At 55.1% G+C, this 21554-nt stretch carries 17 protein-coding genes and 4 tRNA genes; all 21 read right to left on the bottom strand.

The window, feature by feature from the left end; all coding sequences use genetic code 11:
- Positions 1–6: 6 nt before the first annotated feature.
- The 21 genes from tuf (ACYCZJ_RS08950) to ACYCZJ_RS08850 all read right to left on the bottom strand — a co-directional run bounded on the left by tuf (ACYCZJ_RS08950) (position 7) and on the right by ACYCZJ_RS08850 (position 21542).
- Positions 7–1197 carry an elongation factor Tu gene (tuf, locus tag ACYCZJ_RS08950; protein WP_461553872.1) on the bottom strand — a complete coding sequence of 397 codons (1191 nt, stop codon included), beginning with the start codon at positions 1195–1197 and terminating at the stop codon, positions 7–9.
- 24 nt (positions 1198–1221) lie between these two features.
- Positions 1222–3312: an elongation factor G gene (gene fusA, locus ACYCZJ_RS08945; protein ID WP_461553878.1), complete on the bottom strand. Its 2091-nt coding sequence runs from the start codon at positions 3310–3312 to the stop codon at positions 1222–1224.
- Between the two features lie 57 nt (positions 3313–3369).
- Complete coding sequence (rpsG, locus tag ACYCZJ_RS08940) at positions 3370–3840, bottom strand: 30S ribosomal protein S7 (protein WP_147075042.1); 471 nt, start codon at positions 3838–3840, stop codon at positions 3370–3372.
- A 92-nt stretch (positions 3841–3932) separates the two neighbouring features.
- On the bottom strand, positions 3933–4310 hold the full coding sequence (gene rpsL / locus ACYCZJ_RS08935; RefSeq protein ID WP_124705464.1) for a 30S ribosomal protein S12: 378 nt from the start codon (positions 4308–4310) through the stop codon (positions 3933–3935).
- 162 nt (positions 4311–4472) lie between these two features.
- Positions 4473–8672 (bottom strand): DNA-directed RNA polymerase subunit beta', encoded by a 4200-nt coding sequence (rpoC, locus tag ACYCZJ_RS08930; RefSeq protein ID WP_461553877.1) that lies wholly within the window; start codon positions 8670–8672, stop codon positions 4473–4475.
- A 71-nt stretch (positions 8673–8743) separates the two neighbouring features.
- A complete protein-coding gene (gene rpoB, locus ACYCZJ_RS08925; protein WP_461553876.1) occupies positions 8744–12817 on the bottom strand; it encodes a DNA-directed RNA polymerase subunit beta in 4074 nt (1357 codons plus the stop codon).
- Positions 12818–12965: 148 nt separating this feature from the next.
- On the bottom strand, positions 12966–13340 hold the full coding sequence (gene rplL / locus ACYCZJ_RS08920) for a 50S ribosomal protein L7/L12 (RefSeq protein WP_461553875.1): 375 nt from the start codon (positions 13338–13340) through the stop codon (positions 12966–12968).
- A gap of 66 nt (positions 13341–13406) precedes the next feature.
- Positions 13407–13928, bottom strand: coding sequence for a 50S ribosomal protein L10 (gene rplJ / locus ACYCZJ_RS08915; RefSeq protein ID WP_124705460.1), 522 nt, complete (start codon positions 13926–13928; stop codon positions 13407–13409).
- 298 nt (positions 13929–14226) lie between these two features.
- The gene (gene rplA / locus ACYCZJ_RS08910; RefSeq protein WP_124705459.1) at positions 14227–14925 is read right to left on the bottom strand and encodes a 50S ribosomal protein L1; all 699 of its coding nucleotides are present in this window, start codon (positions 14923–14925) and stop codon (positions 14227–14229) included.
- Complete coding sequence (gene rplK / locus ACYCZJ_RS08905; RefSeq protein WP_124705458.1) at positions 14926–15357, bottom strand: 50S ribosomal protein L11; 432 nt, start codon at positions 15355–15357, stop codon at positions 14926–14928. It abuts the gene before it with no gap.
- Between the two features lie 98 nt (positions 15358–15455).
- Complete coding sequence (gene nusG / locus ACYCZJ_RS08900) at positions 15456–15989, bottom strand: transcription termination/antitermination protein NusG (RefSeq protein ID WP_461553874.1); 534 nt, start codon at positions 15987–15989, stop codon at positions 15456–15458.
- Positions 15986–16333 (bottom strand): preprotein translocase subunit SecE, encoded by a 348-nt coding sequence (gene secE, locus ACYCZJ_RS08895; RefSeq protein ID WP_461553873.1) that lies wholly within the window; start codon positions 16331–16333, stop codon positions 15986–15988. The genes nusG and secE overlap by 4 nt, the downstream gene beginning before the upstream one ends.
- Positions 16334–16389: 56 nt before the next feature.
- Positions 16390–16465, bottom strand: a tRNA-Trp gene (locus tag ACYCZJ_RS08890).
- Between the two features lie 57 nt (positions 16466–16522).
- On the bottom strand, positions 16523–17713 hold the full coding sequence (gene tuf / locus ACYCZJ_RS08885) for an elongation factor Tu (protein WP_461553872.1): 1191 nt from the start codon (positions 17711–17713) through the stop codon (positions 16523–16525).
- Positions 17714–17764: 51 nt separating this feature from the next.
- A tRNA-Thr gene (locus tag ACYCZJ_RS08880) sits at positions 17765–17839 on the bottom strand.
- 42 nt (positions 17840–17881) lie between these two features.
- Positions 17882–17955, bottom strand: a tRNA-Gly gene (locus tag ACYCZJ_RS08875).
- Positions 17956–18026: 71 nt separating this feature from the next.
- A tRNA-Tyr gene (locus tag ACYCZJ_RS08870) sits at positions 18027–18111 on the bottom strand.
- 39 nt (positions 18112–18150) lie between these two features.
- A complete protein-coding gene (gene ychF / locus ACYCZJ_RS08865; protein ID WP_461553871.1) occupies positions 18151–19242 on the bottom strand; it encodes a redox-regulated ATPase YchF in 1092 nt (363 codons plus the stop codon).
- 3 nt (positions 19243–19245) lie between these two features.
- Entirely contained in the window at positions 19246–19827 is a 582-nt protein-coding gene (gene pth / locus ACYCZJ_RS08860) for an aminoacyl-tRNA hydrolase (RefSeq protein WP_461553870.1), read from the bottom strand.
- Positions 19828–19848: 21 nt separating this feature from the next.
- The gene (locus ACYCZJ_RS08855; protein WP_461553869.1) at positions 19849–20478 is read right to left on the bottom strand and encodes a 50S ribosomal protein L25/general stress protein Ctc; all 630 of its coding nucleotides are present in this window, start codon (positions 20476–20478) and stop codon (positions 19849–19851) included.
- A gap of 113 nt (positions 20479–20591) precedes the next feature.
- Entirely contained in the window at positions 20592–21542 is a 951-nt protein-coding gene (locus tag ACYCZJ_RS08850) for a ribose-phosphate pyrophosphokinase (RefSeq protein WP_461553943.1), read from the bottom strand.
- Positions 21543–21554: the final 12 nt, after the last annotated feature.

Genomic DNA, 21554 nt, shown 5'->3' with positions numbered 1-21554 from the left:
TTACTTTTACTCGACGATTTTCGCCACCACACCCGCACCGACGGTACGGCCACCTTCGCGAATCGCGAAGCGCAGACCTTCTTCCATCGCCACCGGCGCAATCAGCGCTACCGTCACCGATACGTTGTCGCCCGGCATCACCATTTCGGTGCCGGCCGGCAGTTCAACCGCGCCGGTCACGTCGGTGGTCCGAAAGAAGAACTGCGGCCGGTAGCCGTTGAAGAATGGGGTGTGCCGGCCGCCCTCATCCTTGCTCAGCACGTAGATCTCGGCGCTGAACTTGGTGTGCGGGTTGATCGAGCCGGGCTTGGCCAACACCTGGCCACGCTCGACGTCTTCGCGCTTGGTGCCGCGCAGCAGGACGCCGACGTTGTCGCCTGCTTGTCCCTGGTCGAGCAGCTTGCGGAACATTTCAACGCCGGTGCAGGTGGTCTTGATGGTGGGCTTGAGGCCGACGATCTCGACTTCTTCACCAACCTTGATGATGCCGCGCTCAATACGACCGGTGACGACGGTGCCGCGCCCGGAGATGGAGAAGACGTCTTCTACGGGCATCAGGTAGGCGCCGTCGATGGCGCGCTCCGGATCGGGGATGTAGCTGTCGAGGGCGGCGGCCAGTTTGTGGATGGAGGGTTCGCCAATGTCGGACTGGTCGCCTTCCAGCGCTTTGAGGGCGGAGCCGATGATGATCGGGGTGTCGTCGCCCGGGAAGTCGTATTTGCTGAGCAGTTCGCGCACTTCCATTTCAACCAGTTCGAGCAGTTCGGCGTCGTCGACCATGTCGGCTTTGTTCATGTAGACGATGATGTAGGGGACGCCAACCTGGCGCGCCAGCAGGATGTGTTCGCGCGTCTGCGGCATGGGGCCGTCGGCGGCGGAGACAACCAGGATGGCGCCGTCCATTTGCGCGGCGCCGGTGATCATGTTCTTGATGTAGTCGGCGTGGCCCGGGCAGTCGACGTGGGCGTAGTGGCGTTTCTCGGTCTCGTATTCGACGTGGGCGGTGTTGATGGTGATGCCGCGCGCCTTTTCTTCCGGGGCCGAGTCAATGTCTGCGTAGTTCTTGGCTTCTCCACCAAATTTCTTCGACAGGATGGTGCTGATCGCCGCCGTCAGGGTGGTCTTGCCGTGGTCAACGTGACCTATCGTCCCTACGTTGACGTGGGGCTTGGTTCGCTCAAACTTGCCTTTTGCCATGATATCTATCCTCTAAATCTGACGTTATTTCTTGTTGACAATCGCTTCAGCGACGTTTTTTGGCGCCTCTGAATAATGTTTGAATTCCATGCTGTAGGTCGCACGCCCCTGGCTCATGGAACGCAATGTAGTGGAATAACCAAACATCTCGGCAAGCGGCACCTCGGCCTTGATTGCCTTGCCGCTCGGCAAATCTTCCATACCCTGAATCATGCCGCGGCGCGACGATAAATCACCCATCACGTCTCCCATGTAGTCTTCAGGTGTTTCCACTTCTACCGCCATCATTGGCTCAAGCAGAACCGGGGTGGCTTTACGCATACCATCCTTGAAACCCATCGAAGCAGCCATCTTGAAAGCGTTTTCGTTGGAGTCTACGTCATGATAGGAACCGTCAAACAAGGTAACCTTGACGTCAACCACAGGGAAGCCAGCCAGCACACCATTCGGCAATGTTTCGCGCAGACCCTTTTCCACTGCAGGAATAAATTCGCGCGGTACAGTACCACCCTTAATTGCATCGACAAATTCAAAGCCTTTGCCGGCCTCATTGGGCTCCATCTTGAGCCAGACATGACCGTATTGACCTTTACCACCCGACTGTTTGACGAACTTGCCTTCAACCTCAACCGTTTTCTTGATGGCCTCGCGGTAAGCCACCTGCGGTGCGCCCACGTTGGCTTCTACACCAAACTCGCGTCGCATGCGATCCACCAGAATTTCCAGGTGCAATTCACCCATACCGGAAATAATGGTCTGGCCCGATTCTTCGTCAGTACGCACACGAAAAGATGGATCTTCCTGAGCCAGGCGATTCAGCGCCATACCCATTTTTTCCTGGTCTGCCTTGGTTTTAGGCTCGACCGCTACGTGAATCACCGGCTCCGGGAATATCATTCGCTCCAGAATGATGGTCTTGTTCAGATCGCACAGCGTATCGCCTGTCGTAGCCTCTTTCAAACCCACTGCGGCCGCAATATCGCCAGCATGCACTTCCTTGATTTCCGCACGCTGGTTGGCGTGCATCTGCAGAATGCGGCCAATGCGTTCTTTTTTGCCCTTGATTGGGTTGTATATCGTATCCCCGGATTTCATGGTGCCGGAGTAGACCCGAAAGAAAATCAGCTGCCCAACAAATGGATCAGTCATGATCTTGAATGCCAGAGCCGAGAACGGCTCGTCATCCGACACCTTGCGTTCGCCCTGCTCGCCATTTTCAAGCTCACCTTTAACGGGCGGCACATCCAACGGGGAAGGCAGGTAGTCGATCACCGCGTCGAGCATGGCCTGCACACCCTTGTTTTTGAAGGCGGAGCCGCACAACATCGGCATGATTTCGCTGGCAATGGTACGGATGCGTAGCGCACTCTTGATTTCAGCCATACTCAAGTCACCTTCTTCAAGGTACTTGTTCATCAATCCTTCGGAGGCCTCAGCCGCAGCCTCAACCATTTTTTCACGCCAAGATTCACACTCAGCCAGCATGTGCGCCGGGATTTCGCGCTCATCAAATTTCATGCCCTGGGTTGAATCATCCCAGTAAATGGCTTTCATTTTGACCAGATCAACAACACCCTCGAACTTCTCTTCAGCGCCGATTGGCAACTGAATAGGCACCACATTCGCCTTCAGCCGCAAACGCATTTGCTCATAGACCTTCAGGAAATTGGCTCCTGTACGGTCCATTTTGTTGACAAACGCCAGCCGTGGCACGCGATATTTATTAGCCTGACGCCACACCGTCTCGGATTGAGGCTGCACGCCACCTACCGCACAGTAGACCATACATGCACCATCCAGCACACGCATGGAACGCTCGACTTCAATGGTGAAGTCTACGTGGCCCGGCGTGTCAATGATGTTGATGTGATGCTCCGGATAATTGCTCTCCATGCCTTTCCAGAAGCATGTTGTCGCAGCCGAAGTAATCGTGATGCCCCGCTCCTGTTCCTGCTCCATCCAGTCCATGGTCGCAGCACCGTCGTGCACCTCGCCGATCTTGTGCGATACACCTGTGTAGTACAGGATGCGTTCCGTAGTCGTGGTTTTGCCCGCATCAATATGCGCGCTGATTCCGATATTGCGATAACGTTCTAGAGGAGTTTTGCGAGCCACTTTATTACTACCCAGTTAGTGCCGGCGTCATGCGGCCAGCCATTAATCTTAAAAACCTTAGAAACGGAAATGCGAGAACGCCTTGTTGGCCTCAGCCATGCGGTGCACTTCATCACGTTTCTTCATTGCACCGCCGCGTCCTTCAGCCGCATCCATCAACTCTCCAGCCAACCTGAAGCCCATGGATTTTTCCCCGCGTTTACGCGCCGCCTCTTTCAGCCAGCGCATTGCCAATGCAGAACGGCGCGCGGGACGCACTTCAACCGGCACCTGATAGTTGGCACCACCAACGCGTCGGCTTTTCACCTCAACCACCGGACGAATATTGGACAACGCAAGCGTGAATATTTCCAGCGGGTCTTTACCGCTTTTTTGGCTAATCTGTGCGAATGCGCCGTAAATAATCCGCTCGGCAACAGATTTTTTCCCGCTTGACATCAGTACGTTAACAAACTTGGCCACATCCTGGCTGGCAAACTTCGGATCTGGCAATATGTCGCGCTTGGGAACTTCTCTACGTCTTGGCATGGCTTACCTCAATATTGAATACAAATTTTCAGTGCTGAACTTGGTGGCGCGCGTCGCGCTCTACGCAACCCAACACCAAAAACGCAAACCTCTTAGGCTTTCTTGGGACGCTTGGCGCCGTATTTGGAGCGACTCTGCTTACGATCTTTAACCCCCGCTGTATCCAGACTGCCGCGCACGGTGTGATAGCGCACACCCGGCAAATCCTTGACACGACCACCACGAATCAGAACCACCGAGTGTTCCTGCAGGTTATGGCCCTCACCACCAATATAGCTGCTGACTTCGAAACCATTGGTAAGACGAACCCGGGCGACCTTGCGTAGCGCAGAGTTAGGCTTTTTTGGGGTAGTGGTATACACACGGGTACATACGCCGCGTTTTTGTGGACAAGCTTCCAGCGCTGGCACCTTGCTTTTAACACGCTTGGCGACGCGGGGTTTGCGCACTAATTGATTGATTGTTGGCATGCTATTTCGTTTCCCAAGTATGGTTGTTCCGCTTTCGACCCTGATTCAGGCCGCTTTAAACAACGGGGACGGCATTACGCCGTCCCGTCAAAGCTGTCCGGCTGAGCAAAATTACAGACCGGTAAAAAAGACGGTGGATTCTAGGGGCTTATGACCAAATTGTCAAGCCACCTGCTCGCTTCCAGCCGCGCTATCTTCGCCTTCAGTAAAGGCCGTGTCCGAACCCATATCCTCGCCCAGCTTCTGACGACGACGGGTAGTGTGATAGGCCAGACCCGTACCAGCCGGAATCAAACGACCCACAATAACGTTTTCCTTGAGCCCGCGCAGATCGTCCTTCTTGCCCATAATTGCAGCCTCTGTCAATACCCGCGTAGTTTCCTGGAACGATGCTGCGGATATGAACGAATCCGTTGACAGCGACGCCTTTGTAATACCCAGCAATACATAAGTGAAAATAGCCGGCTGCTTGCCCTCGGCCTCCACACGCTCGTTTTCAGCCAGTAACTCTGCACGCTCAACCTGCTCGCCCTGAATAAAGCGCGTATCACCGGCATCGGCCACATTGACGCGACGCAACATTTGCCGAACAATCACTTCGATGTGCTTGTCGTTGATTTTGACACCCTGCAGACGGTATACATCCTGAACTTCGTCCGTGATGTAACGCGACAAAGCCTCTACGCCCTTCAAACCCAGGATGTCATGCGGGTCAACCGGGCCATCCACAATCATTTCGCCCTTGTTGACCACTTGACCATCGTGCGCGGTGACATGTTTTTCTTTCGAAATCAGATATTCATGCGCTACACCATCAAAATCGGTAATCACCAGACGCTGCTTGCCCTTGGTATCTTTACCGAACGAAACGGTGCCGGTGACGGCAGCCAGCACACCCGCATCTTTAGGCGAACGTGCCTCAAACAATTCAGCGACACGTGGCAGGCCGCCGGTAATATCACGGGTTTTAGATGTTTCCTGTGGAATACGCGCCAGCACTTCGCCGACACCCACGTCCTGGCCATCTTTCACCGTAATAATGGAGCTGATCTGGAAAGTGATATTGACCGGTGTTTCAGTGCCCGTCATTTTTACTTCATTACCTTTGGCATCGAGCAGCTTTACCTGTGGACGCAAACCTTTGACAGCGGCACCCACGCGACGCTTTGGATCAATGACAACCAGTGCTGACAAACCCGTCACATCATCGATCTGCTTGGCAACCGTCGAACCTTCCTCAACGTTCTCGAAACGCACGCGGCCGGCATATTCAGTAATGATGGGGCGCGTATGCGGATCCCAGGTGGCCAATATCTGGCCAGCTTTGGCTTTGACACCATCCTTGACGCTGAGGATCGCACCGTATGGCACCTTGTGACGCTCACGTTCGCGGCCATTGTCGCCCATGATGATAATCTCGCCACTACGCACAATCGCAATCATTTCGCCTTTGGCGCTGGTTACATAACGCATCGCCGGGCTGTAATTCACCACGCCGGCCGATTTACATTCCAGCTGGCTGGCTACAGCGGCACGCGATGCGGCGCCACCGATGTGGAAAGTACGCATGGTGAGCTGGGTGCCCGGCTCGCCGATGGACTGCGCAGCGATGACGCCCACCGCCTCACCCACATTCACCAGATGGCCACGACCCAGGTCTCGGCCATAGCACTTGGCGCACAGGCCATAGCGTGTATCGCAGGTGAGTGCGGTACGTACCTTCACCTCGTCGACCCCCAGCGCCTCGATACGCTCAACGGCATCTTCATCCAGCAAGGTGCCAACATCAATCACCGTCTCGCCGGTTTCCGGGTGAATCACATCCAGCGCGGTGACGCGGCCCAGAACACGCTCACGCAACGGCTCAATGACTTCGCCACCTTCCACCAGCGCTTTCAGCACCAGACCTTCACGGGTACCGCAATCGTCTTCGATCACCACCAGATCCTGAGTCACGTCCACCAGACGACGGGTCAGGTAGCCCGAGTTGGCCGTCTTCAATGCGGTATCGGCCAAACCCTTGCGTGCGCCGTGAGTCGAGATGAAGTACTGCAGTACGTTGAGGCCTTCGCGGAAGTTCGCAGTAATCGGCGTTTCGATAATCGAGCCGTCCGGTTTCGCCATCAAACCGCGCATGCCCGCCAACTGGCGAATCTGCGCAGCCGAACCGCGTGCACCAGAGTCGGCCATCATGTAAATAGCGTTGAATGATTCCTGGGTGGTTTCCACTCCGTCACGCGTGGTCACGGGTTCGCTGCCAAGTTGCGTCATCATGGCCTTGGCCACCTGATCGCCGGCACGGCCCCAGATGTCCACAACCTTGTTATAGCGCTCGCCCTGAGTCACCAGACCAGAGGTATATTGCGCCTCGATTTCCTGCACTTCTTTTTCGGAAGCGCTGATGATGTCCTGTTTCTGCGTCGGCACCAGCATGTCATCCACGCAAATCGACATGCCACCGCGCGTAGCGTAGGTAAAGCCTGTATACATCAGCTTGTCGGCAAAAATCACCGTCTGGCGCAAGCCGCAACGACGGAAACTGGCGTTGATGAGCTTGGAAATTTCTTTCTTCTTGAGAATCTTGTTGACGTGGGTAAACGACAGGCCAATCGGCAGAATTTCGGACAGCAGCGAACGGCCCACGGTCGTTTCGTAGCGTGTGATTTTTTCCGCACGCTCACCCTGCTCGTCGTAATACGCTTCCTTGATACGCACCATCACCTTGGCGTTCAGCTCCACCTGGCGCGACTCGTAAGCACGCGACACTTCATCGACGTCGGCAAACATCATGCCCTCGCCACGCGCATTCACGCGCTCGCGGGTCATGTAGTACAAGCCCAGCACGATATCCTGCGATGGCACGATAATCGGCTCGCCGTTGGCAGGCGACAGCACGTTATTGGAGGCCAGCATCAAAGTGCGGCACTCCATCTGCGCTTCCAGCGACAGCGGTACGTGCACAGCCATCTGGTCGCCGTCGAAGTCGGCGTTAAACGCCGCACACACCAGCGGATGCAGCTGGATCGCCTTACCTTCGATCAGCGTCGGCTCAAACGCCTGGATACCCAGACGGTGCAAGGTCGGTGCACGGTTCAACATCACCGGGTGTTCGCGAATGACGTCTTCGAGGATGTCCCATACCACGGGCTCTTCGGTTTCCACCATACGTTTTGCTGCCTTGATGGTGGTCGCCAGTCCCATCACTTCCAGCTTGTGGAAAATGAACGGTTTGAATAGCTCCAGCGCCATTTTCTTGGGCAGACCACACTGATGCAGGCGGAGTTGCGGGCCCACCACGATGACCGAGCGGCCCGAGTAGTCGACGCGTTTTCCCAACAGGTTCTGGCGGAATCGGCCACCCTTGCCTTTAATCATGTCGGCGAGCGATTTCAGCGGACGCTTGTTGGCGCCAGTCATGGCCTTGCCGCGACGACCGTTGTCCATCAACGAATCCACCGCTTCCTGCAGCATGCGTTTTTCGTTGCGCACGATGATTTCAGGCGCCTTGAGTTCAAGCAGGCGCTTCAGGCGGTTGTTACGGTTAATCACGCGACGATACAGATCGTTCAGGTCGGAAGTGGCGAAACGGCCACCATCCAGCGGCACCAGCGGGCGTAGCTCGGGGGGCAGCACCGGCAGCACTTCCAGCACCATCCACTCGGGTTTGATACCGGATTTCTGGAACGCCTCGATCACCTTCAGGCGCTTGGATAGCTTCTTGATCTTGGTGTCCGAGCCGGTCTTGGCCAGATCGTTGCGCAGCGTTTCTGCCTCGCTGTAGATATCGATACTCTTGAGCAGGTCACGAATCCCTTCCGCGCCCATGTAGGCCTTGAATTCGTCGCCGTATTCTTCGACTTTGGCGAGATAGTCATCTTCGGTCAGCAACTGCGCACGGTTGAGCGGCGTCATGCCGGGATCGGTCACCACGTAAGCTTCAAAATACAGCACTCGCTCGATGTCGCGCAGGGTCATGTCCAGCACCATGCCCAGACGCGACGGCAGGGATTTAAGGAACCAGATATGCGCCACCGGACTGGCCAGTTCGATGTGCGCCATGCGCTCGCGACGCACCTTGGACAAGGTGACTTCCACACCGCATTTCTCGCAAATCACACCGCGGTGCTTGAGGCGCTTGTATTTGCCGCACAAACATTCGTAATCTTTTACCGGGCCGAAAATTTTGGCGCAGAACAAACCGTCGCGCTCGGGCTTGAAGGTGCGGTAGTTGATGGTTTCGGGCTTTTTAACTTCACCATACGACCAGGAACGAATTTTATCAGGCGACGCAAGACCGATTTTGATCGCGTCAAATTCTTCTTCCTGAGTAACCTGTTTGAATAAATCGAGCAGTGCTTTCATAGTTTCCTCCAGAGCTTAGTGGCTTACAGCGGATTAACGCCGGCATCAACCGGCGAACAAACTATCCGCCGTCAGTAACGCTCCAAATCAATATCGATTGCCAGGGAACGGATCTCTTTCACCAACACGTTGAAGGATTCCGGCATACCCGCTTCAATCTTGTGCTCACCCTTGACGATGTTCTCATACACCTTGGTACGTCCGGTCACGTCGTCGGATTTCACCGTAAGCATTTCCTGCAGCACATAGGCGGCACCATAGGCTTCCAGCGCCCACACCTCCATCTCGCCAAAACGCTGACCACCGAACTGCGCCTTACCACCCAATGGCTGCTGAGTCACCAGACTGTAAGGTCCGGTTGAACGCGCGTGCATCTTGTCATCCACCAGGTGATGCAGTTTAAGCACGTGCATGTAACCAACCGTCACCGGCCGGTCAAACGCCTCACCGGTGCGGCCATCACTCAGCGTGATCTGACCGCTACGCGGCAGGTCCGCCAGTTCCAGCATGTCCTTGATCTCGGCTTCGTTGGCACCGTCGAATACCGGTGTGGCAAAGGGCACGCCACCGCGCAGGTTACGCGCCAGTTCGATGATTTCTTCATCGCTAAAGCTGGCGAGATCTTCCGACTTGCCTGTGGCGTTGTAGATCTTGGTGAGAAACTTGCGCACATCAGCCACTTTTTTCTGTGCCTGCAACATGTTGTCAATCTTTTTGCCGAGCCCTTTGGCGGCCCAGCCCAGATGGGTTTCCAGAATCTGTCCGACGTTCATACGCGAAGGAACGCCCAGCGGGTTCAGCACGATATCCATCGGCGTACCATCCGCCATGAACGGCATGTCCTCGATAGGAACGATTTTGGAGACCACGCCCTTGTTGCCGTGACGGCCGGCCATCTTATCGCCGGGTTGCAGGCGGCGTTTGACTGCCACGTACACTTTCACCATCTTTTGCACACCGGGCGGCAACTCGTCACCAGCGGTGAGCTTTTTCTTCTTCTCTTCAAACATCGCATCAAACTCGATACGTTTTTGATCCAGACTATCCTTGAGCGATTCCATCTGACGGCTGGCCTCATCGTCAGCCAGGCGAATATCAAACCAGTCATAACGATTCAGGCTATCCAGATATTCCTGGGTAATCTTGCTGTCCTTGGCCAGTTTTTTAGGACCGCCTTTGACAACTTTGTTTTTCAGCAGCCGCTGCAAGCGGGCGAATGCGTCTTCTTCGACGATGCGCATACGGTCAGCCATGTCCTTTTTATATTCGGACAACTGGCTATCGATGATCTGCTTGGCACGGGCATCGCGTTCGATACCTTCGCGCGTGAAGACTTGCACGTCGATCACCGTACCCGCCATACCAGACGGTACGCGCAACGATGTGTCCTTAACGTCGGAGGCTTTTTCACCAAAAATGGCGCGCAGCAACTTTTCTTCCGGCGTGAGCTGGGTTTCACCCTTCGGCGTGACCTTGCCTGCCAGCACGTCGCCCGCTTCCACTTCGGCACCGATGTAGCAAATACCGGATTCGTCCAGACGCCCGAGCATGCGCTCAGACAGATTGGATATGTCACGGGTAATTTCTTCCGGTCCCAACTTGGTATCGCGCGCAACGACCGTCAACTCTTCAATATGGATGGAGGTATAGCGATCTTCCGCCACCACGCGTTCCGAAATCAGGATCGAATCTTCAAAGTTGAAGCCGTTCCATGGCATGAATGCAACCAGCAGGTTTTGCCCCAATGCCAATTCGCCCATGTCGGTCGATGCGCCATCGGCAATGACATCGCCACGCGCAAGGATATCGCCCACCTTGACCAGCGGACGCTGGTTAATGTTGGTGTTCTGATTGGAACGCATGTATTTGATGAGGGTGTAGATATCCACACCCACCTCACCGGCGGTAGCTTCTTCGTCGCTGACGCGCACCACGATGCGGCCGGCGTCCACGTAATCCACCACGCCACCGCGCCGCGCCTGCACCGTGGTGCCGGAGTCTACCGCAGCGGTACGCTCGATACCCGTCCCGACCAGCGATTTTTCGGCACGCAGACAGGGTACCGCCTGGCGCTGCATGTTCGAGCCCATCAATGCACGGTTGGCGTCGTCATGCTCGAGGAACGGAATCAGCGAAGCGGCCACAGAAACGATCTGTGACGGCGCCACGTCCATATACTGGATACGGTCCGGACTGGCCAGTTCGAATTCATTCTTGTGCCGGCACGACACGATTTCGCTGGTGAATTTGCCATTCTTGTCCAGTTCCGCGTTGGCCTGGGCAATGACGTACTTGCTTTCCTCGATGGCAGACAGATACTCGATCTGATCTGTTACCTTGCTATTTTCCACCTTGCGATAAGGTGTTTCGAGAAAACCGTATTTATTGGTCCGCGCAAACAACGCCAAGGAATTGATCAGTCCGATGTTCGGACCTTCCGGGGTTTCAATCGGGCAAACGCGGCCATAGTGGGTCGGATGCACGTCGCGCACTTCGAAGCCGGCACGCTCGCGCGTCAATCCGCCAGGGCCCAGCGCAGAAACACGGCGTTTGTGGGTGATCTCTGACAACGGATTGGTCTGGTCCATAAACTGGGACAGCTGACTGGAACCGAAGAACTCTTTCACGGCTGCCGATACCGGCTTGGCATTGATCAGATCATGCGGCATCAGGTTTTCCGATTCCGCTTGCGACAGCCGCTCTTTCACTGCACGCTCGACACGCACCAAGCCGGCACGGAACTGGTTCTCAGCCAACTCGCCGACACTACGCACACGCCGGTTGCCGAGGTGATCGATATCGTCGATCTCGCCACGTCCGTTACGCAATTCCACCAGTATCTTGATCACAGCGACAATATCTTCGGTGCTCAGAATCCCGGCGCCTTCCAATTCGTCGCGACCAACACGACGGTTGAACTTCATCCGCCCGACAGCAGACAGATCATAGCGATCTTCATTGAAGAACAAACCTTTGAACAGCGCTTCCACCGCATCTTCGGTAGGCGGCTCGCCTGGACGCATCATGCGGTAGATCGCGACTCGCGCCGCATACTGGTCTGGGGTTTCGTCGGTGCGCAGCGTGCCGGAAATATAGGCACCCTGGTCCAGGTCATTGGTATAGATGGTGTTAATCTTGGCGATGCCTGCCGCATGCAGCTTTTCGAGTAACTCCTCGGTGATTTCGTCGTTGGCATTGGCAATAATTTCGCCGCTATCCTTATCCACCACATTGACCGACAGCACCCGCCCGAGCACATATTCTTCCGGCACCGCGATTTTGGTCAGGCCGGCTTCTTGCATCATGCGAATATGTTTGACGGTAATGCGCTTGTCTTTGGGGACAATCACCGCATTCTTTTTGTCCACAATGTCGAAGCGCGCAATCTCGCCGCGCAGGCGATCCGGCACCAGCTCGAACTGCACGCCCTTCTTGGCAAAGTGAAAGGTATCAGTGGTAAAGAATTCCGCAAGAATCTGCTCGTTGTTGTAACCCAGCGCTTTGAGCAGCGTGGTCACGGGCATCTTGCGACGGCGGTCAATACGGAAATACAGGTAATCCTTGGCATCAAATTCGTAATCCAGCCAGGAGCCGCGATATGGAATTATCCGTGCCGAGAATAGCAGCTTTCCGGAGCTATGCGTCTTGCCACGGTCATGCTCAAAAAATACGCCCGGCGAACGGTGCAATTGCGACACAATCACGCGATCTGTGCCGTTGATAATGAATGAGCCGGTAGGTGTCATGAGCGGAATCTCGCCCATGTACACTTCCTGCTCCTTGACTTCTTTCACTGTCGGCTTGGACGCCTCGCGATCCATGATGGTCAAGCGCACTTTGGCCCGCAACGGCGCAGCATAAGTCAAACCGCGCTGCTGGCATTCCACCATGTCGAATGGCGGCTCACCCAGCACATAGCTGACGAAATCCAGCTTGGCATTACCGGAATGGCTGGAAATGGGGAAAATCGAAGTGAATGCGGCCTGCAAACCCTCATTGGCTCGACTGTCAGCCTTGACATCGGCTTGCAGAAAAGCCCTGAAGGAATCAATTTGGGTGGCCAGCAAAAAAGGCACTTGGAGGATGCTTGCGCGCTTCGCGAAACTTTTCCGGATGCGTTTTTTCTCGGTGAATGAGTAACTCATGGATTCTCCTAGAGGGCCCTGCGCAGAAAACAAAAGACAAAAGACAACACACGACTAATCCGCCTTGATGTTGAGCCTCTGTCTTGTGCATTCTGCATTGACCGGGTATACCCGGCCAATGACAGAAATTGTGTTGTTTGGTGCGTAATTACTTGACTTCGCAAGTCGCGCCAGCCTCCACCAGTTGCTTCTGGACGGCCTCGGCTTCTGCCTTGGAAACGCCTTCTTTAACAGCCTTGGGAGCGCCGTCAACCAAATCTTTAGCTTCTTTCAGACCCAGGCCGGTAATGGTGCGCACCACTTTAATGGTGTTCACTTTGTTTTCGCCAGCGCCGGTCAGAATCACATCAAACTCGGTTTTTTCTTCAGCGGCAGCAGCAGCGGCAGGCGCAGCAGCAACAGCCACAGCAGCAGCGGCAGCAGACACGCCAAATTTCTCTTCCATTTCCTTGATCAGTTCGGACAGATCAAGCACAGTCATGCCAGCGATGGCATCCAGAATGTCAGCTTTAGATAAAGCCATAATATTTCTCCTGATTGAAAAGTTTTAAATTGGTTCAATACGGCGCCATAATGCGCCGCCAATAGCTCAAGCCGTTTGCTTGTCGCGTACCGCAGCCAGCCCACGCACAAACTTGGTCGGAACCTCGTTGAGCGTACGCACAAACTGGGTAATCGGTGCCTGCATGGTGCCCATCAGTTTCGCCAGCAACTCGTCGCGGCTTGGCATGTTGGCCAGATTCGAGACATCTTTGGCAGACATCACATAATTGGCCATTGCGCCCGCCTTGACAACGATCTTGTCGTTAGCTTTGGCAAAATCCGAAAGCACTTTTGCAGCAGCTACCGGGTCTTTGGAAATGCCGTATGCCAACGGCCCAACCAGATGGTCGGTCAGGCCAGCAAACGGTGTCCCGGCAACCGCACGACGCGCCAAGGTGTTTTTCAACACCCTCAAATACACGCCATTAGCTCTAGCCTTGGCACGCAAAGCAGTCATGCCCACAACACCGATGCCCCGGTATTCAGCCACGACCACCGTCTGGGCATTTGCCAGTTCGGCACCCAGCTCGGCTACCACTGCCTTCTTTTCCTCTAGATTCAGACTCAAGGTCTTACCTCCTTCAATAAACACCGGCCGTTATCGGGGGAGAAACCCCAATAAAGCCGAGAGTCGGCGACCTTTCATCAGGAGAAACAACTACCAAGCTTTTCCTGTATCGGGGCACGCCATCTGCGTTGGGATCAGGACTTAACATAACCATCCTGAAAATTAAATCGGGTACATTCGACAAAAAACTCCTGTCGTTTACACCACAACCCCAACGGTCTTTGACAACCTGTCGGCACTTTCGTACCCACAGCCCAAAGTTCTGCCTGGGACGCTGACGCGCCCCGGCTGTTAACAATTATTGCGCCGCCAGACTGGCGTGATCTATCCGTACGCCAACACCCATGGTGCTGGATACAGAAATTTTCTTCATGTACACACCCTTGGCATTGGCAGGGCGCGCTTTGGACAGCGCATCCACCAGCGCGGCCAGATTTTCACGCAGCGCTTCCACTTCGAACGAGGCACGTCCGATGGTGCATTGCACAATGCCGCCCTTATCGGTACGGTATTGCACCTGACCGGCACGCGCATTTTTCACCGCGCCTGCAACATCGGGGGTCACGGTGCCGACTTTCGGGTTAGGCATCAAACCGCGCGGCCCCAGCACCTGGCCGAGCTGGCCTACCACTCGCATGGCGTCGGGGCTGGCGATTACCACGTCAAAATCCATGCGGCCAGCTTTGATCTCGGCAGCCAGATCATCGAAACCAACGATATCAGCACCCGCTTCCAATGCAGCCTTGGCAGCCTCGCCCTGGGCAAACACTGCAACACGCACCGTTTTACCGGTACCGCGGGGCAACACCACGGAGCCACGGACCAATTGGTCGGATTTACGCGCATCCACACCAAGGTTGATGGCCACGTCCACGGATTCGTCAAATTTGGCTGTGGCAGTTTCTTTTACCAGACCCAGGGCGTCGTTTACCGGGTAAGTTTTGGTACGGTCAATTTTTGACTGGATTGCCTGTTGGCGTTTGGACAGCTTGGCCATTTATACGCCCTCCACTTCAATACCCATGCTGCGGGCGCTACCTGCAATAATACGCACTGCAGCATCCATATCAGCTGCAGTCAGATCCGGCATTTTTGCCTTGGCAATATCCTCTGCCTGGGCGCGCGTCAGCTTGCCCACTTTATCCGTATGCGGCTTTGGACTACCCTTTTGTATGCCTGCCGCCTTTTTGATCAGGATAGTGGCAGGCGGGGTCTTCATCACGAAGGTGAAGCTCTTGTCTGCGAAGGCGGTAATAACCACAGGAATCGGCAAGCCCGGCTCCATGCCTTGAGTCTGGGCATTGAATGCCTTGCAGAATTCCATGATGTTCAGACCGCGCTGACCCAGCGCCGGCCCGATAGGCGGGCTGGGATTTGCCTTGCCCGCAGGCACTTGCAGCTTGACGTAGCCAACGATTTTTTTTGCCACTTGCTACACTCCTAAAGATGGGTTCTAACGGATCGTCGGCGACTGCACGATCCTCCCCGTTGCACAAAACTGGCGGCATACCGCCATCAACTCAAATATCAGGCTTTTTCTACTTGACTGAAATCCAGTTCAACCGGCGTAGCGCGGCCAAAAATCAGCACCGACACTCGCAACTTGCTCTTGTCATAATTGACATCTTCCACATTGCCGTGAAAATCATTGAACGGACCTTCGGTCACCCGTACCGCCTCGCCCACTTCAAACAGGACTTTTGGCCGCGGCTTTTCCACGCCTTCCTGTATCTGATGCAGAATCGCTTCGACTTCTTTTTCCGTAATCGGCGTAGGCTTCATGGCGGAACCGCCAACAAATCCGGTAACTTTGGTAGTATTCTTGATCAAATGCCAGGTTTCATCATTCATTTCCATCTGCACCAGGACATAGCCCGGGAAAAACTTGCGCTCGGAAATTGATTTCTGACCGGACTTCATTTCGACCACTTCTTCCACCGGCACCAGAATCTCACCAAATTTGTCCTGCATTCCGGCACGCTCGATGCGTTCCTTGAGATTGCGCTGTACGCTCTTCTCAAACCCGGAATAGGCGTGCACTACATACCAGCGCATACTCATGTGCTCTGCCCCATCAGTAATTTCACCGCCCACAACAACCCTGCATCCACCAGCCAGAGGAACAACGCCATTACCACAACAAATGCGAACACAATACCCGTGGTCTGTATGGTTTCTTTACGCGTCGGCCAAACCACTTTACGCGCCTCGACCACCGACTCCTGACTGAATGCAAAAAATTGCCGCCCCGCTTGCGTGAACCAGAAAATCGCAATTGCCAGCGCAAAGCCAAGCAGAATGGCACCCAAACGAACCACCGACGGGCTGTCTGCTAAATAATAAAAGCCGGCAATGCCCGCGATAACCATCAGCACGGCAGCCAGCAACTTGATTTTGTCGGTCATATGAACCCTGTGAGACTCACCAACATCAGTGAGATGGTCACGCTCCCGTTATATAGTGGCAGGCCAGGAGGGCCTCGAACCCCCAACCTTCGGTTTTGGAGACCGACACTCTGCCAATTGAGCTACTGGCCTAGAATCAACCCGACACCCCGCGCGAAATCACTCGCGCCAGCTGCCGGGTAATTACTTTTACTCGACGATTTTCGCCACCACACCCGCACCGACGGTACGGCCACCTTCGCGAATCGCGAAGCGCAGACCTTCTTCCATCGCCACCGGCGCAATCAGCGCTACCGTCACCGATACGTTGTCGCCCGGCATCACCATTTCGGTGCCGGCCGGCAGTTCAACCGCGCCGGTCACGTCGGTGGTCCGAAAGAAGAACTGCGGCCGGTAGCCGTTGAAGAATGGGGTGTGCCGGCCGCCCTCATCCTTGCTCAGCACGTAGATCTCGGCGCTGAACTTGGTGTGCGGGTTGATCGAGCCGGGCTTGGCCAACACCTGGCCACGCTCGACGTCTTCGCGCTTGGTGCCGCGCAGCAGGACGCCGACGTTGTCGCCTGCTTGTCCCTGGTCGAGCAGCTTGCGGAACATTTCAACGCCGGTGCAGGTGGTCTTGATGGTGGGCTTGAGGCCGACGATCTCGACTTCTTCACCAACCTTGATGATGCCGCGCTCAATACGACCGGTGACGACGGTGCCGCGCCCGGAGATGGAGAAGACGTCTTCTACGGGCATCAGGTAGGCGCCGTCGATGGCGCGCTCCGGATCGGGGATGTAGCTGTCGAGGGCGGCGGCCAGTTTGTGGATGGAGGGTTCGCCAATGTCGGACTGGTCGCCTTCCAGCGCTTTGAGGGCGGAGCCGATGATGATCGGGGTGTCGTCGCCCGGGAAGTCGTATTTGCTGAGCAGTTCGCGCACTTCCATTTCAACCAGTTCGAGCAGTTCGGCGTCGTCGACCATGTCGGCTTTGTTCATGTAGACGATGATGTAGGGGACGCCAACCTGGCGCGCCAGCAGGATGTGTTCGCGCGTCTGCGGCATGGGGCCGTCGGCGGCGGAGACAACCAGGATGGCGCCGTCCATTTGCGCGGCGCCGGTGATCATGTTCTTGATGTAGTCGGCGTGGCCCGGGCAGTCGACGTGGGCGTAGTGGCGTTTCTCGGTCTCGTATTCGACGTGGGCGGTGTTGATGGTGATGCCGCGCGCCTTTTCTTCCGGGGCCGAGTCAATGTCTGCGTAGTTCTTGGCTTCTCCACCAAATTTCTTCGACAGGATGGTGCTGATCGCCGCCGTCAGGGTGGTCTTGCCGTGGTCAACGTGACCTATCGTCCCTACGTTGACGTGGGGCTTGGTTCGCTCAAACTTGCCTTTTGCCATGATATCTATCCTCTCGCCGTAAACGATCGCTACAAACATTACAAAAACTTGTGGTGCCCATGACGTGGATTGAACACGTGGCCTCTCCCTTACCAAGGGAGTGCTCTACCACTGAGCTACATGGGCTCGGAGGCGCCCATCAAACTAAACAACGGACAGCCAATAAACTGGAGCGGGTGAAGGGAATCGAACCCTCGTCGTAAGTTTGGAAAACTTCTGCTCTACCATTGAGCTACACCCGCACACATTGCCGGATGATGCTTTCCCGACATGACCGCACGCGCGATCCGCAACATCAAAACCACCCAAATTCTGGTGGAGGGGGAAGGATTCGAACCTTCGAAGGCTGAGCCGTCAGATTTACAGTCTGATCCCTTTGACCGCTCGGGAACCCCTCCAAAACAAGCCGAAAATTATCTCAATAATCGCTACTTTTGTCAAACGTTAAAGCGGAAATGCATCACGTCGCCATCTTTTACCAGATATTCCTTGCCTTCCAAACGCATTTTTCCGGCTTCTTTTGCCCCATGCTCACCTTTGCAAGCAATAAAATCATTATAACCAGTGACCTCAGCACGGATAAATCCGCGCTCGAAATCGGTATGAATAACTCCAGCCGCCTGCGGAGCAGTACTACCTTTGTGAATTGTCCAGGCACGCACCTCCTTCACCCCTGCGGTGAAGTAGGTTTCCAGGCCAAGTAATTCGTATGCAGCGCGAATCAGCCGGTTTAAACCGGGTTCGGATTGCCCCAAGTCCGCCAGAAACGCCTGCTTATCAGCGTCATCCATATCGACCATTTCCGCTTCCAAAGCCGCACACACCACCACCACGGGCGCGCCCTCGCGCGCGGCAAATTCACGCACCCGCTCCAGCAGTGGATTATTGTCAAAACCCTGCTCATCCACATTGGCCGCGTAGAGCACCGGTTTGGCGGTAAGCAGGCACAACGGCTTGAGCAAGGCCTGCTGTTCGGCATCCAGGTTCATGGCGTATACCGGCTTGCCCTGATCGAGATGCGCCCGTGTCTCATCGAGCAAGCTTACCAACTTCGCCGCTTCCTTGTCGCCCGAACGAGCCGCTTTCTGGTAGCGTATAAAGGCTTTTTCCAGCGTGCCCAGATCCGCTAACGCCAGCTCGGTCTGGATGGTTTCAATGTCGGAAATGGGATCTACCTTACCCGCCACATGGATGACATTATCATCTTCGAAGCAGCGCACCACATGAGTAATAGCGTCGGTTTCACGGATATTGGCCAGAAACTGGTTACCCAGACCCTCACCTTTTGAAGCACCCGCCACCAATCCGGCAATATCCACAAACTCGACAATGGCAGGCAGCACACGTTCCGGCTTGACGATCTGAGCCAACTGAGCCAGACGCGAATCAGGCACCTCAACTACGCCAGTGTTAGGTTCGATAGTACAGAAGGGATAGTTCTCGGCAGCAATGCCAGCGCGCGTCAAGGCATTGAACAGGGTGGACTTGCCCACGTTTGGCAAGCCGACAATTCCACATTTGAGACTCATGATTTATTTGGTTTGTGTGTGCAATTTAAGCATGGCAACAGAAAAATCACCCCGCAACATGTCGGGCAATACATGCAATGAATTGGTGACGGCATCTTCGATTTGCGTCAACTCATCTGTACGCGGCGGGTTTAAAACATAATTTACCACTTGGTTTTTTTCACCTGGATGGCCAATCCCCAGACGCAGCCGCCAGAAATCCCGACTGCCAAGCTGAGCGGCGATATCCTTGAGACCATTGTGTCCGCCATGACCACCCCCCATTTTCAGCCGCGCAACTCCCGGCGCCAAATCCAGTTCGTCATGCACCACCAGCAACTGCGCGGGTTCGATTTTATAAAACCGTGCCAACGCGGCTACCGCCTTACCGCTTGCATTCATAAAAGTTTGCGGCTGCAATAAAAAAACTTCGCCGGACGCGGTGTTTCCACGCCCGGCGATACCAAAATAGCGACCTTCCGGTTTAAGCATGATGCGCAAATCTTCGGCACAACGCTCTATCCACCAGAACCCGGCATTATGCCGGGTACGCGTATATTCTCGCCCCGGATTGCCCAGTCCTACAATCAGTCGCAGGGCGGTCACGAAACGATATAATTCAGCGCATTAAGCGGCAGGAGGCGTGGCCGAAGCTGGTGCAGCTTCAGTCGGCTCAGCCGCATCCTCTGCTACCGCACCACGCGGAATCACGATGGTGACCACAGCCGAATCGTCACCCTTATGGCTGGAAAGCTCCACACCCTTGGGTAACTTCAACTGTGAAAGATGAATGGAATGACCAGCTTGCAAGTCCGCCAAATCCACCTCAATGTATTCCGGCAGATTATCAGCCAGACATGATACGTTCAGATCCGTCATGATGTGGGTGACGACGCCGGAAGCCAGTTTCACACCGGGCGCGATGTCAGCGTTGACAAAATGCAATGGCACTTTGACGTGGATTTTTTGAGTTTTGTCTACGCGCTGGAAATCGATGTGCTGAACTTCCATGCGAAACGGGTGCATGATGTAGTCGCGCAAGAGCACGGCTTCTTTGACGCCATCGATAGCCAAGGTAAGAATCGACGCGTGGAAAGCCTCGCGCTTGAGCGCGTAAAACAGCGTATTGTGATCGAGCTCGATATTGACAGCCTCTTTGCCTGCACCATACACCACACCGGGGGTTTTGCCCTGGCGACGCAGGCGGCGGCTCGCACCCTTACCCTGTACGTCTCGTTTGTTAGCAATTACTTCCATGATTTACTCCAGTCAAAATGACCAAACCCGCTCAACGCAGACTTCGTCTGATTACCCCGTACCCGCGACCAGGCTACAGAGGCGTGAAGCACGCATGCGTACCTCACTAAAACTTATTCCATAAACAACGAACTGACCGAATCATCGTTGCTGATACGGCGCATGGTTTCCGCCAACAATTCCGCAACCGAAAGCTGGCGAATGCGGGATGAGTTCTTGGCTTCTTCGCGCAACGGAATGGTGTCTGTTACCACCAATTCATCTATCGCGGAATTCTCGATGCGCTGTACAGCCGTACCGGACAATACAGGATGGGTACAATAGGCCAGCACACGTTTGGCGCCCTTGTCTTTCAAGGCTTGTGCAGCCTCGCACAAGGTATTGGCGGTATCTACCAGGTCGTCCATGATGACGCAGGTCCGACCGTCCACGTCGCCGATTATATTCATCACCTTGGCCACATTGGGCTTGGGACGGCGCTTGTCAATAATGGCAAGATCCGATTCGAGGCGCTTCGCCAAAGCCCTTGCGCGCACCACACCCCCTACGTCGGGCGACACAACAATCAAATCAGGGTAGGATTTTTTCCACACATCACCCAACAGGATCGGGGAGGCATAAATATTGTCGACCGGTATATCGAAAAAGCCCTGAATCTGATCCGAATGCAGATCCATGGTCAGCAGCCGATCCACACCCGCACTGGCCAGCATGTTGGCGACCACCTTGGCCGTGATTGCCACCCGCGCAGAACGCGGACGGCGATCCTGGCGCGCATAACCAAAATACGGTATCGCTGCCGTGATACGCCCGGCCGAAGCGCGCCGCAAAGCATCGACCATCACCATAATTTCCATCAAGCTATCGTTGGTAGGCGCGCACGTGGATTGCAGTACGAACACGTCCTTGCCGCGCACGTGCTCTAGCAATTCAACCATCACCTCGCCATCGGAAAACCGCGCAACCGTCGCGCGCCCCAGATGTATATTAAGGTGGCGCACCACGTCTGCGGCTAGCCGGGGATTGGCATTGCCGGTAAATACCATCATGCTGTCGTACGACACAATCACCCCATC

Source organism: Sulfuriferula sp. (genome assembly GCF_054605375.1).
Note: the sequence above shows the minus strand (reverse complement) of the source record. Positions and strands in the feature narration are given on the sequence as shown.

Bases quoted from the DNA above. Each gene is read 5' to 3' on its own strand.
- nusG (WP_461553874.1), bottom strand. From the start codon at position 15,989: ATGAGTATGCGCTGGTATGTAGTGCACGCCTATTCCGGGTTTGAGAAG.
- tuf (WP_461553872.1), bottom strand. From the start codon at position 1,197: ATGGCAAAAGGCAAGTTTGAGCGAACCAAGCCCCACGTCAACGTAGGG.
- ACYCZJ_RS08855 (WP_461553869.1), bottom strand. From the start codon at position 20,478: ATGGAAGTAATTGCTAACAAACGAGACGTACAGGGTAAGGGTGCGAGC.
- rplA (WP_124705459.1), bottom strand. From the start codon at position 14,925: ATGGCCAAGCTGTCCAAACGCCAACAGGCAATCCAGTCAAAAATTGAC.
- tuf (WP_461553872.1), bottom strand. From the start codon at position 17,713: ATGGCAAAAGGCAAGTTTGAGCGAACCAAGCCCCACGTCAACGTAGGG.
- rpsL (WP_124705464.1), bottom strand. From the start codon at position 4,310: ATGCCAACAATCAATCAATTAGTGCGCAAACCCCGCGTCGCCAAGCGT.
- secE (WP_461553873.1), bottom strand. From the start codon at position 16,333: ATGACCGACAAAATCAAGTTGCTGGCTGCCGTGCTGATGGTTATCGCG.
- rplL (WP_461553875.1), bottom strand. From the start codon at position 13,340: ATGGCTTTATCTAAAGCTGACATTCTGGATGCCATCGCTGGCATGACT.
- rpoC (WP_461553877.1), bottom strand. From the start codon at position 8,672: ATGAAAGCACTGCTCGATTTATTCAAACAGGTTACTCAGGAAGAAGAA.
- rpsG (WP_147075042.1), bottom strand. From the start codon at position 3,840: ATGCCAAGACGTAGAGAAGTTCCCAAGCGCGACATATTGCCAGATCCG.
- ychF (WP_461553871.1), bottom strand. From the start codon at position 19,242: ATGAGTCTCAAATGTGGAATTGTCGGCTTGCCAAACGTGGGCAAGTCC.
- rpoB (WP_461553876.1), bottom strand. From the start codon at position 12,817: ATGAGTTACTCATTCACCGAGAAAAAACGCATCCGGAAAAGTTTCGCG.